This window comes from Castellaniella sp., from assembly GCF_049671645.1.
In the GTDB taxonomy this organism is placed as follows: domain Bacteria; phylum Pseudomonadota; class Gammaproteobacteria; order Burkholderiales; family Burkholderiaceae_B; genus Castellaniella.
The window spans coordinates 23,618-35,776 of record NZ_JBATVG010000022.1; the positions used below are offsets into that span (position 1 = coordinate 23,618).

The window sequence follows — 12,159 nt, forward strand, 5'->3', positions numbered from 1 at the left end:
ATGGGGAAAATCATCGCCGGCATCGGCACTTCTCACGTCCCCTCGATCGGCGGGGCCTATGATCGCGGGGCTCAGAACGATCCCGACTGGAAGCCCCTGTTCGACGCCTACGTGCCGGTGCGCGAATGGCTGACGGAGCTGCGGCCCGATGTGGTCATCATGGTCTACAACGATCATGGCGCGGAGTTCTTCTTCAATAAATATCCCACGTTCGCGGTCGGCTGCGCGGATCAGTATGCGATTGCCGACGAGGGCATGGGCGTGCGGCCCCTGCCGCCCATCAAAGGCGACTTCGAGTTCTCGCGCCATTTGTGCGAGTCGCTGGTCTACGACGAGTTCGACCTGACCCTGTGCCAGGAAATGGCGGTGGAGCATGGCTTTCTGGTGCCGATGCACCTGTGTTTCGACCCTGTTCCGGACTGGCAGGTCGCCGCCGTGCCCTTGGCCGTGAACGTGCTGCTGCATCCGCTGCCGACAGCCCGGCGCTGCTTCAGGCTGGGCCAGGCGATCCGCCGGGCGGTCGAATCCGATCCGCGCGACTTGCGGGTCGTCATCCTGGGCACCGGCGGCATGTCCCACCAGTTGCAGGGCAAGCATTTCGGCGCGATGAATCCGGCATTCGATCAGGATTTCCTGGACCGGATCGAGCACGATCCCGAGAGCCTGGCCCGGATGACGCACCAGGAACTGATGGAGCAGGCGGGCGCCGAGGGCATCGAACTGATCATGTGGCTGGTGATGCGAGGGGCGCTTTCAGGCCAGGCTCGCCGCGTGCATCGGCACTACTACGCCCCCATGACGACGGGCATGGGGCTCGTCACCTTCGAAGAGCCCTGATCCGGAATTACCAATAGGAGACACAATTCATGGAAGAAACACGTCGCACCCAGGTCGCCATCATCGGCGCGGGGCCTTCGGGCCTGCTGCTGGGCCAATTGCTGCACAAGCACGGGATCGATCATGTCATTCTGGAGAGCCGCAGCGCCGATTATGTGCTTGGCCGCGTCCGCGCAGGCGTGCTGGAACAGCCCACGATCGCCGCCTTGCGCGAGGCGGGCGTCGGAGACCGCGCGGAGCGGGAAGGCCTGCGCATGAACGGCTTTGATCTGCGTTGGGACGAGGAGTCCTGCCATATCGATTTCGGCCGGATCGGCAAGCACGCGACAGTCTATGGGCAGACGCGCGTCACGCGCGACCTGATGGATGCGCGCAGGGCCTGCGGCGGCATCACGCTCTATGAGGCGGGCGATGTGCGGCCCCACGATATCGAGAGCCAGCGCCCCTACGTCACCTATCGCCACGAGGGGCGGGAATGTCGGCTGGACTGCGATTTCATCGCGGGGTGCGACGGCTTTCACGGGGTGTCGCGCCAGTCCATACCCAAGAACGTGCTGCGGGAATATGCGCTGACTTTTCCTTTCGGATGGCTGGCTTTACTGGCCGATGTCCCGCCGGTCTCCGAGGAAGTCGCCTGGATCAACCACGCCGAAGGTTTTCTGATGTGCAGTCTGCGGTCCAAGACGCGCAGCCGCTACTACGTGCAGGTTCCATCCACGGAAGACATCCGCCAATGGGATGCCGACCGGTTCTGGGCGCTGTACCGCAGCCGCCTGCCCCGGGACCTGGCTGAGAAGCTGGTGACAGGCCCGGCGCTCGAGATGAGCATCGCGCCCCTGCGCAGCTATGTCTGCACGACGATGCGGCATGGACGGCTGTTCCTGGTCGGGGATGCCGCGCACATTGTGCCTCCGACGGGGGCCAAAGGCCTGAACCTGGCCGTCGGGGACGCAAAGGAGCTGGCCGATGGCCTGCTGCGGCACTATCGGGACCGCGATACCGCGGATCTGGATGGGTACTGCGATAGGGCGCTGGCGCGGATCTGGAAGGCTGTGCGGTTTTCGTGGTGGATGACCAACCTGACTCACAAAATGACGGACAACCCGTTCGCGCGGCAGATGCAGCTGGCGGAATTCGAGTACACGCGCGGCTCCGAGGCGGCACAGATCGCCATTGCGGAAAATTTCTGCGGACTGGATTAAGCACTGGAAACAGACCGTTTCCGGTTTCAATGCCAAAGGAGGAAGACATGATGTTGCTGAAGAAAATCGCTTTTGCCGCCGTTCTGGCCGCCGCCGCCAACGCGCAGGCCCAGGATCTGAAGATCGGCGTGATCCTGCCGTTGACAGGGCCTTTCGCGGCCCATGGCCAACAGTTGGAAAACAGCATTCGCCTGTACATGCAGCAGCATGGCGACACCGTGGCCGGGCGCAAGATCCGGCTGATCATCAAGGACGACACTGGCATCGCGCCCGCGGTCAGCAAGCGCCAGGCCCAGGAGCTTCTGGTCCGGGACAAGGTCGATCTGCTGGCCGGCTTCGGCATGACGCCCTCGGCGTTTTCCGTCGCCCCCCTGGCGCAGGAGGCCAAGACCCCCATGGTGGTCATGAATGCGGCCACCTCGTCCATCACCACGAAATCGGACTATATCGTCCGGACCTCGTTCACCCTGCCTCAGGTCACGACGCCGATTGCGGCCTGGTCGCTCAAGAACGGGATCAAGACGGTCTATACCATCGTTGCCGACTATGGCCCCGGCCATGATGCCGAGGCGGAATTCACCAAGACCTTCACCGCGGGCGGGGGGAAGATCATCGGCCAGGTCCGCACGCCGGTCAATACGCCCGATTTCGCGCCCTTCCTGCAAAAGGCCAAGGATGCGAAGCCCGATGCGATCTTCGTCATGCTGCCGGCGGGCGAACAGGGCGTGGCATTTGTGAAAGGCTATAAAGAGCGCGGCCTGGATACCGCCGGCATCCGCCTGGTGACGACCGGGGACCTGACGGACGAGGGCGTGATCGACGCGATGGGCGACGCGGCCCTGGGCATGATCACATCCTTTCATTATTCCCAGGCCCACGATTCGCCCGAGAACAAGGCTTACGTGCAGGGCTACGCCCAGGCGTATCCGGGGCACAGGCCGAACTTCTGGACCGTCGGCGGCTATGACGGCATGCACGTCATCTACGAGGCGCTGCGCAAGACTCACGGCGATGCCGGCGGGGATGCATTCATGGCGGCCGTGAAGGGCATGAACTGGATGAGTCCGAGAGGCCCGGTCTCGATCGATCCGGACACCCGCGACATTATCCAGGATGTCTACATCCGCAAGGTCGAGCGGGTGGGCGCGGTCCTGCAGAACGTCGAATTCGACAAACTGGAGCACGTCAAGGACCCCGGGAAATAATGCCGGAAGAAAGCCCCTGGCTTTCAGGAGCGGTAGGGCTTGCTTTTTCCCGCCAGATTGACCACAATAGCCTCAGCACCCCGGTTTCGGCCGGGGTTTTTCACGAGTGAGCCTACTGCTTCTTCCGGCTTCGCGCAGGGAACTCAATCCCGCCGCCGGCGGCTGTGATCAGTCCACCGCGTAGGCCACTCGCGCTCAGTATCCCGGGCTGGAATCACGTTTCGAATCTGCCGGGGTATGGCGACGGGGATTACCCCTGTCTTTACTTTTTCTTGTTGTCGGGCGCCCCTGCGCATGGGGCGTCTTTTTACTTTGAGTCAGGAAATTATGGCTGCGATCCCTTTGACAGCTCGTGGGGCCGAGCGTTTACAAGCCGAACTGCAACGTCTGAAGACGGTGGAACGCCCCGACGTCATCAATGCCATCGCCGAGGCGCGCGCGCAGGGCGATTTGTCTGAAAATGCCGAATACGATGCGGCCCGCGAACGTCAGGGCTTCATCGAGGGCCGCATCCAGGAACTGGAAGGCTCCTTGTCCAATGCCCAGATCATCAATCCCGCCGATCTGGACGTCGAAGGCCAGGCCGTCTTTGGCGCAACCGTCGAGATTGAAGACCTGGAATCGGGCGAGCGCCTGACCTACCAGATCGTGGGTGACCTCGAAGCCGACATTCGCGCCAACATGATCTCGGTGTCCAGCCCGGTTGCGCGCGCCTTGATCGGCAAGAGCCAGGGCGACGTGGTCGAAGTCCGCGCGCCCGCCGGCGTGCGCGAATACGAGGTCTGTTCCGTCAGCTACCAATAAGGCGGGCCGACAGGGACCGTAAAAGGCCCAGCCCCGGCATCAGGTCTGTCCTGATGCCGGGGCTGGGCTTTTGTGCAGGCCGGGCGGGCTTTGCGCTAGCGCGGGTTGCGGCTGCGCCGGGCGCCGGCGCGCAGCGACAGGGCGCTGCCGCTGCGGCGCGGGATGCCGTGGACGGAGTCCGTCGAGCGGCTGCCCCCGGCGGGCCGGGCGCGGCGGGTGGACGGCCGGCCCAGAGGTTCTTCCTGGCGGTTGCCTGGACGCGTCTCGGCCGGTCCGAAACCGGTCTTGCCGGAATGGTCGTCCCGTGCCTTGTGCGGCTTGCGGCTGGCGGGCTTGTCCGCCCCCGGGTGCGCCGCCTGTTTCTTGGGCACGTAGGGGTCGGATTTCTTACGCACCGCGCGGGTGATGTTGGCCGCCGCAGCCGCCGCCTGTTGCGCAAGCACGTCGGGCCGGTAGATAATCAGCGTTTTGCCTAGATGATGCACTGCAGCGCACGACAGCGCGTCGCAGATGGTTTCCAGCATGATTTCGCGGTCCGGGCGTTCGGCGCCCGCCACACGGACTTTGATCAGTTCGTGGGATGTCAGACTGCGGTCGATTTCACCCAGCACGGCGTCGGTCAGGCCTTTGTCGCCGATCAGGACGACAGGGTGCAGAGGGTGGGCAGCGGCTCGCAAGTCGCGGCGCTGCTGGGAGCTTAGTTCAAGTTTCGGCATACTGGAATTGTACGGGAATGGCCAAGAAAAAATTCTCCAAAGCCTGGGTGCAGCGTCACATTCAGGACCCTTACGTCAAAATGGCGCAACAAAAGGGCTATCGCGCCCGCGCGGCCTTCAAGCTGACGGAGATCCTGGATACCGAAAAACTGCTGCGCCGGGGCGACGTCGTGGTCGATCTGGGCGCGACCCCGGGCAGCTGGTCGCAGATCGCGCGCGAACGGCTGCTGGCGGCGGGCGGCGTGATCGACGGGCGCATCATCGCCCTGGATATCCTGCCCATGGAGCCCATTGCCGGCGTGGAATTCATCCAGGGCGATTTCCGCGAGGACGCGGTGCTGCAGCAGTTGCACGATTGCCTGCAGGGCCAGGCGGTGGATCTTGTGATTTCCGATATGGCCCCCAACTTATCCGGTGTGGCCTCGGCCGATTCCGCCCGGATCGCGCATGTGTGCGAATTGGCGCTGGAGTTTGCCTGCGGCCACCTGAAACCGGACGGAGCCTTGATCGTCAAGGCCTTCCATGGCAGCGGGTTTTCCCAGATCGTGCAGACCTTCAAGCAGCATTTCACGCGGGTCGTCGAACGCAAGCCCAAGGCTTCGCGGGGTGAATCCTCGGAAACCTTCCTGGTCGGCCAGGGGCTGAAAGCCCTACGGGAACCGGGCGCGTGAGGCAGCGCGAGCGGGCTGTGGCGGGGTAGTGGATTCAGGTAGAATGAAATATTGACGGATTTGTCAGCTTGCTGTAATCGCGCATTCCCGCGCTGGCAGGCGGACATCAGCAAAACCCAGGAGATTTGCTTTGAACAACTCGTTTTCCAAGATCGCGGTCTGGCTGGTGATCGCGCTCGTGCTCTTTACGGTGTTCAAACAGTTCGACGGACGCCCGGTCTCCGGCAGCGACGCCGTGACCTACACGCAGTTCATGAACGATGCGCGTGCCGGCCGGATCAACAAGGTCGACATCCAGGGCGACACCATCTACGTCACGCCGGAATCCGGCCGTGCCTACAGCCTGACTTCGCCGGGCGATCTGTGGATGGTGCCCGAACTGGTGAAAGACGGCGTGCAGGTGTCGGGCAAGGCCCGCGAAGAACCGTCCTTCCTGACCAGCCTGTTCATTTCCTGGTTCCCGATGCTGCTGCTGATCGGGGTGTGGGTCTTCTTCATGCGCCAGATGCAGGGCGGCGGCAAGGGCGGGGCGTTCAGCTTCGGCAAGTCCCGCGCCCGCATGCTGGATGAAAACAACAACAACATCACTTTTGCCGACGTCGCCGGGTGCGACGAGGCCAAGGAAGACGTCCAGGAACTGGTCGATTTCCTGCGCGATCCGACCAAGTTCCAGCGCCTGGGCGGCCGCATTCCTCGCGGCGTGCTGATGGTCGGCCCTCCGGGGACCGGCAAGACGCTGCTGGCCAAGGCCATCGCGGGCGAAGCCAAAGTGCCTTTCTTCAGCATTTCCGGCTCCGACTTCGTCGAAATGTTCGTGGGCGTGGGCGCGGCGCGCGTGCGCGACATGTTCGAAAATGCCAAGAAACAATCCCCCTGCATCATCTTCATCGATGAAATCGACGCTGTGGGCCGCCAGCGCGGCGCCGGCCTGGGCGGGGGCAACGATGAACGCGAACAGACCCTGAACCAGTTGCTGGTCGAGATGGACGGTTTCGAAACCGGCCAGGGGGTGCTGGTGGTCGCGGCCACGAACCGGCCCGATGTGCTGGACCCGGCCTTGCTGCGTCCGGGGCGTTTCGATCGCCAGGTGGTGGTGTCGTTGCCCGACATCCGCGGCCGCGAACAGATCCTGAAAGTCCACATGCGCAAGGTCCCCATCGCCCAGGACGTGGATGCCAATGTCCTGGCGCGGGGCACGCCCGGTTTCTCGGGGGCCGATCTGGCCAACCTGATCAACGAGGCGGCCCTGTTCGCCGCCCGGCGCAACGGCCGCACGGTCGACATGAACGACCTGGAAAAGGCCAAGGACAAGATCATCATGGGCGCCGAGCGCCGTTCCCTGATCATGCCCGAGGAAGAACGCCGCAACACCGCTTACCACGAATCCGGCCACGCGCTGGTGGCCCGCATGCTGCCGAAGACCGATCCGGTGCACAAGGTCACCATCATTCCGCGCGGCCGCGCCCTGGGCGTGACCATGCAGTTGCCGGAAAACGACCGTTACAGCATGGATAAGGACCGCCTGCTGAACACCATCGCCGTGCTGTTTGGCGGGCGCATCGCCGAAGAAGTCTTCATGCACCAGATGACCACGGGGGCATCCAACGACTTCGAGCGCGCCACCGCCATCGCCCGCGATATCGTCACGCGCTACGGCATGACCGATTCCCTGGGGCCGGTCGTCTATGCCGAAAACGAGGGCGAGGTCTTCCTCGGACGCAGCGTGACCAAGACCACGCACGTGTCCGAAGCCACCATGCAGAAGGTCGATGCGGAAATCCGCAGCATCATCGATGAACAGTACAGCGTGGCCCGCAACCTGATCGAATCCAATCAGGACAAGATGCATGCCATGGCCAATGCCCTGCTCGAATGGGAAACCATCGATGCGGAGCAGATCGACGACATCATGGCAGGCCGGCCTCCGCGCCCCCCGCGCTCGTCTTCGTCGGGCAATGGCGACAATACGCCGCATACGCCGCCGTCGGCCGGCCAGGCGGCCGCCAATCCGGACAAAGGCCCCGCCGCCACGCCCGTCTGATCGGGCCGCTTTCGGATCCATATGTTCTCAACTCTTCAATGCGGGCGTTTCCAGCTGTCTCTGGAACGCCCGTTGGTCATGGGGATCGTCAATGTCACGCCCGATTCCTTTTCCGATGGCAATGCCCACTTCCGGGCGGATCAGGCGATCGCCCATGGCCTGCGTCTGATCCGGGAAGGCGCCGACCTGCTGGACATCGGCGGGGAATCCACGCGACCGGGGGCGCAGGCCGTCCCGGCGAACGAGGAATGGCGCCGCATCCTGCCGGTGATCCAGGGCTTGCGCGATGGCGGCGTCCCGCTGTCGGTCGATACCTGCAAGGCGGACGTGATGCGTCGCGCCGTGCAGGCGGGGGCGGACATGATCAACGACATCAGCGGATTCGCGGCGCCGGACGCCGTGGATGCGGTGCGGGATGCCGGTTGCGCCCTGTGCTTGATGCACATGCGCGGCGAGCCCCGCACCATGCAGCAGGAACCCGTCTATGACGACGTGGTGGCCGAGGTCCGCGACTATCTGGCGGCCGGGGCGCGGCGCCTGCGCGATGCCGGCATCGCCGCCGAGCGCATCGTCCTGGACCCGGGGTTTGGCTTTGGCAAGACGGTGGCGCACAATTACGCCTTGCTGCGTCATTTGCCGCAGGTCATGGGGGGCGATTATCCCAGTCTGGTGGGGGTGTCGCGCAAGTCGATGATCGGCGCCGTGACCGGGCGGCCCGCCGCCCAGCGCCTGGGCGGCAGTGTCGCGGCGGCGCTGGCGGGTGCGGCGCGGGGGGCCCATATTCTGCGGGTCCATGATGTGGCGGATACCGTGGATGCCCTGCGGGTCTGGGCGGCGGTGGAACAGCCGCATGTTGAACAAGGAGTCCGTGCATGAGTGCGCGCAAATATTTTGGGACCGACGGGGTCCGCGGCGTAGTGGGTGGCGAGCGCATCAATGCGGAATTCGCCCTGCGCCTGGGCTACGCGGCCGGCCGTGTGTTGGCCCAGGGAGCAGTCACGGCGGGTCGCCCGACCGTCGTCATCGGAAAGGACACGCGGATTTCCGGCTATATGCTGGAATCCGCCCTGGAGGCCGGGCTTTCGGCGGCCGGGGTCGACGTGTTGCTGGCGGGGCCGATTCCGACGCCCGCCGTGGCCTATCTGACCCGGGCCTGGCGTCTGGCCGCCGGCATCGTCATCAGCGCGTCGCACAATCCGCACTATGACAACGGCATCAAGTTCTTTTCCTCGGGCGGCACCAAGCTGCCCGACGATACCGAAGCCGCCATCGAGGCCATGCTGGAGCAGCCCGTGGGCTGCGCGGATTCCGCCGGACTGGGGCGGGCGCGGCGCATCAATGACGCCGCCGGGCGTTACATCGAATTCTGCAAGAGCACCTTTCCCAACGAACTGGACCTGCAAGGCCTGAAGATCGTGGTCGATGCCGCCCATGGGGCGGCCTATCACATCGCGCCCCACGTCTTTCGCGAATTGGGGGCCGATGTCAGCGCCATCGGCTGCGAACCGGACGGTTTCAACATCAATGAGAAGGTCGGGGCCACTCATCCCGAGACTCTGGCGGCGGCCGTCGCGGCCCAGGGGGCCGATTTCGGCGTTGCGCTGGATGGCGATGCCGATCGCTTGCAGATGGTGGATGCCGCCGGGCGTCTGTATAACGGCGACGAACTGTTGTATGCCATCGTCAGGGATCGGGCGAAATCTCATCCCATCGACGGCGTGGTCGGTACGCTGATGACGAATTTCGGTCTGGAACGACGCTTGAAGGAGTTGCGCATTCCCTTCGAACGCGCCCAGGTCGGCGACCGCTACGTGCTGGAACTGCTGCGCCAGCATGGCTGGCTGTATGGCGGCGAAAGTTCCGGCCATCTCTTGTGCCTGGACAAGCACACCACGGGCGACGGCATCGTCGCGGCCTTGCAGGTGCTGGCTGCGGTGCGTCATGCGCAGATGCCGCTGGCGGCCTTGGTGGCCGACTTGAAGATGTATGCGCAAAAGATGGTCAATGTGCCGCTGGCGCCGGGCCTGGACTGGAAATCGCATGCCGGCTTGCAGGCTGCCTCGCAGGCGGTGCGCGAGACGCTGGGCGAGCGGGGGCGGGTGCTGATCCGCGCTTCCGGCACCGAACCCAAGCTGCGTCTGATGGTCGAGGCCGATGATGCCCTGCTTGCCGATGAAGGCGTGCGTCAGCTCGTGGCCGTCAAATTGACCTGATCGCATCCTGTCTCATGGGTGACATATTGTTCGGGCACAATCGTCTCCACCTTACGGAACCCTGGAGATCTTCATGCTGGCCTGCCATCCCTTGCCGCAAGCGGTGCCCATGGAACAGATAGATTGGCCGGGGGTCGAGGCCGGCGGCCTGACCCTGAGCATCGCCCGCACGCCGTCCGAACTGGAAGCGCTGCAGCGCTTGCGCTTCCGGGTGTTCACCGAAGACATGGGCGCCCATTTTCCCCAGGCCGAAGGCGACCGGGACGTGGACCATTTCGATCCCTGGTGCGTGCATTTCATGGTGCGGGACATCCGGACCCGGAGGGTCGTGGGCACCTATCGCCTGCTGACGCCGGAAGCGGCCGCGCGGGCGGGCAGCTATTATTCCGAATCCGAATTCGACCTGGAACCGCTGCGGGCTTTGCGCCCCTGGCTGGTGGAGGTCGGGCGGTCCTGCATCGACGCGGAATTCCGCCACGGCACGGCCATCATGTTGCTGTGGTCGGCCCTGAGCCAGGTCATGATGCAGGGCGGCTACCGCTACATGCTGGGCTGCGCCAGCGTCAGCCTGCGCGATGGCGGGGCCACCGCGTCCGAGGTCTGGCGTCGGGCTCAGGCGCTGATGGACCGCCGCCCCGAGGTGCCGCGCATCCAGGCCCTGCATCCCTATCCGGTGGACCGCCTCGACAGCACGCTGCCGGCGCGGGTGCCGCCCTTGATCAAGGGCTATCTGAAGCTGGGCGCGACCATCTGCGGGGCGCCGGCCTGGGATCCGGATTTCCATACCGCCGATTTCCCCATCCTGCTGGATCTGGAATGGCTGGACGCCCGCTATCGCCGGCATTTCGGCATGGTGTGAACCGCCCCCGGCGCCTGGCGCTGCAGAGGGTCTGTCGGCCGGTGCTCCGGCGCGTCTTCAGTGTTCCGCGACGTCCAGCACGAACCCCGCCTTGCGCCAGACCTCGGTTTCCCCTTTCAAGAGAAAGCCACTGAGCGGATGGGCGGCCAGCCAGCCCGCGGGCGTCGATAAGGTGATGTGCTGGGCTTGAGCGACCAGCTTGATGGGCAGCGTGTCGCGGGCTTCCCGGCGGCGCAGCAGCAGGACGGCCAGACGCAGGCAGCACAGGGCCAGCCATTGTTCACGGCTGGGCGCGTAGGGGCGGACCTTGGCCAGTTTGCCTTGATGGCCCAGGGCCAGAAAAGCCAGCAATTCCTGGTCGTCGTGTGAAAACCCCGGCATGTCGGCGTGTTCCAGGATGTAGGCGCCGTGCTTGTGATAGTCGTTGCGGGCGATCACCAGGCCGATTTCGTGCAGTTGAGCGGTCCAGCCCAGCGCCTTGCGCAGTTCCGCCATCGGCAGTTCGCGGTCGTCCAGGCCCAGTTGGTCGAACAGCGCCAGGGTGGTCTGCCGGACCCGGTCGGCCTGGGCCGTGTCCAGCTGGTAGCGGCTGCTGATCTGGCGCACGGTTTCGTCGCGCTGGTCGTGATGAGAGTCCCGGCCCAGCAGGTCGTGCAGCACGCCGATGCGCAGGGCGCCATCGCCCGCGCTCATGTGCGTGATGCCCAGTTCCTGAAAGGCCGCCATCATGATGGACAGGCCGCCCGCCAGCACCGGCGCGCGTTCGGCCTTCAGGCCGGCCCAGTCCTGCAGGTGCACTTGCCCGGCCTTGATCAGCGCGGTGGCCAGACGGTCCATGCCGTCCAGGGTGATATCCCGTTCGCTGAGACCGTTTTCCACGAGGACGGCCAGCAGCCCTTTGGCGGTGCCCGACGAACCATAGGCGTCCTGCCAGCCGATGCGGCGGTAGCGGTGGGTGATGGATTCTAGGGTGCTGCGGGCGGCCAGGATGGCCCGATGCATCCGCGCCCTGGTGATCAGGCCATTGGGAAAGAAACGGCGCGTCCAGGTCGTGCAGCCCAGCTGCAGCGAAGCCAGCTGCAGCGGTTGTTTGCCCTGGCCGATGATGAATTCCGTGGATCCCCCGCCGATGTCGATGACCAGGCGGCGGTCGTTCGTCGGCGGCAGGTCCTGGATGACGCCCAGGTAGATCAGGCGGGCTTCCTCCTGGCCGGAAATGATTTCGATGGGAAAGCCCAGGGCCCGCTCGGCTTCCGGCAGGATGTCGGCGGCGTTGCGGGCCACCCGGAAGGTATTGGTGGCCACGGCCCGCACGTTGGCCGGGGGAAAGCCTTTCAGCCGCTCGCCGAAACGCCGCAGGGCGGCGATCGCCTGGGCGACGGTCGCCGCGTCGATGCGCTGGTATTCGTCCAGCCCATTGGCCAGGGCGACCAGCTCGCGCAGCTTGTCTTCCGTGTAGATCTGGACGGCGTCGCCATGGCGCACGATGCGCCCGATGGAAAGCCGGAATGTGTTCGAGCCGAGGTCAATCGAGGCCAGCCGGTCGTCCATGGGGATACCTGAGAATGTCACACTGTGCGATTATAGTGGCCGGAACATGACAGGATTGAG

At 64.7% G+C, this 12,159-nt stretch carries 11 protein-coding genes; 9 read left to right on the forward strand and 2 right to left on the reverse strand.

Features of this window, described 5'->3' with window-relative positions; translation table 11 throughout:
* The 4 genes from WBG56_RS10555 to greA all read left to right on the forward strand — a co-directional run bounded on the left by WBG56_RS10555 (position 1) and on the right by greA (position 4,048).
* The gene (locus WBG56_RS10555) at positions 1–837 is read left to right on the forward strand and encodes a class III extradiol dioxygenase family protein (protein WP_424268036.1); all 837 of its coding nucleotides are present in this window, start codon (positions 1–3) and stop codon (positions 835–837) included.
* Between the two features lie 29 nt (positions 838–866).
* On the forward strand, positions 867–2,039 hold the full coding sequence (gene pobA, locus WBG56_RS10560; protein WP_424268038.1) for a 4-hydroxybenzoate 3-monooxygenase: 1,173 nt from the start codon (positions 867–869) through the stop codon (positions 2,037–2,039).
* Between the two features lie 50 nt (positions 2,040–2,089).
* Complete coding sequence (locus WBG56_RS10565) at positions 2,090–3,244, forward strand: ABC transporter substrate-binding protein (RefSeq protein WP_424268218.1); 1,155 nt, start codon at positions 2,090–2,092, stop codon at positions 3,242–3,244.
* Between the two features lie 327 nt (positions 3,245–3,571).
* Positions 3,572–4,048 carry a transcription elongation factor GreA gene (gene greA, locus WBG56_RS10570; RefSeq protein ID WP_424268040.1) on the forward strand — a complete coding sequence of 159 codons (477 nt, stop codon included), beginning with the start codon at positions 3,572–3,574 and terminating at the stop codon, positions 4,046–4,048.
* A 95-nt stretch (positions 4,049–4,143) separates the two neighbouring features.
* On the opposite strand, the gene WBG56_RS10575 is transcribed toward greA, so the two are convergent.
* Positions 4,144–4,764 carry a YhbY family RNA-binding protein gene (locus WBG56_RS10575; RefSeq protein ID WP_424268042.1) on the reverse strand — a complete coding sequence of 207 codons (621 nt, stop codon included), beginning with the start codon at positions 4,762–4,764 and terminating at the stop codon, positions 4,144–4,146.
* Positions 4,765–4,781: 17 nt separating this feature from the next.
* Here WBG56_RS10575 and WBG56_RS10580 point away from each other — a divergent pair, with 17 nt between their 5' ends.
* From WBG56_RS10580 to WBG56_RS10600, 5 genes are all read left to right on the forward strand, one after another.
* Positions 4,782–5,435: an RlmE family RNA methyltransferase gene (locus WBG56_RS10580; RefSeq protein ID WP_424268044.1), complete on the forward strand. Its 654-nt coding sequence runs from the start codon at positions 4,782–4,784 to the stop codon at positions 5,433–5,435.
* Positions 5,436–5,565: 130 nt separating this feature from the next.
* Entirely contained in the window at positions 5,566–7,476 is a 1,911-nt protein-coding gene (gene ftsH, locus WBG56_RS10585; RefSeq protein WP_424268046.1) for an ATP-dependent zinc metalloprotease FtsH, read from the forward strand.
* Positions 7,477–7,497: 21 nt separating this feature from the next.
* Positions 7,498–8,352: a dihydropteroate synthase gene (gene folP / locus WBG56_RS10590; protein WP_424268048.1), complete on the forward strand. Its 855-nt coding sequence runs from the start codon at positions 7,498–7,500 to the stop codon at positions 8,350–8,352.
* Positions 8,349–9,689 carry a phosphoglucosamine mutase gene (glmM, locus tag WBG56_RS10595; protein ID WP_424268050.1) on the forward strand — a complete coding sequence of 447 codons (1,341 nt, stop codon included), beginning with the start codon at positions 8,349–8,351 and terminating at the stop codon, positions 9,687–9,689. The genes folP and glmM overlap by 4 nt, the downstream gene beginning before the upstream one ends.
* Positions 9,690–9,762: 73 nt before the next feature.
* Complete coding sequence (locus tag WBG56_RS10600; protein ID WP_424268052.1) at positions 9,763–10,548, forward strand: GNAT family N-acetyltransferase; 786 nt, start codon at positions 9,763–9,765, stop codon at positions 10,546–10,548.
* Between the two features lie 57 nt (positions 10,549–10,605).
* Here WBG56_RS10600 and WBG56_RS10605 read toward each other — a convergent pair whose 3' ends face one another.
* Positions 10,606–12,099 carry an exopolyphosphatase gene (locus tag WBG56_RS10605; RefSeq protein WP_424268054.1) on the reverse strand — a complete coding sequence of 498 codons (1,494 nt, stop codon included), beginning with the start codon at positions 12,097–12,099 and terminating at the stop codon, positions 10,606–10,608.
* Positions 12,100–12,159 lie beyond the last annotated feature (60 nt).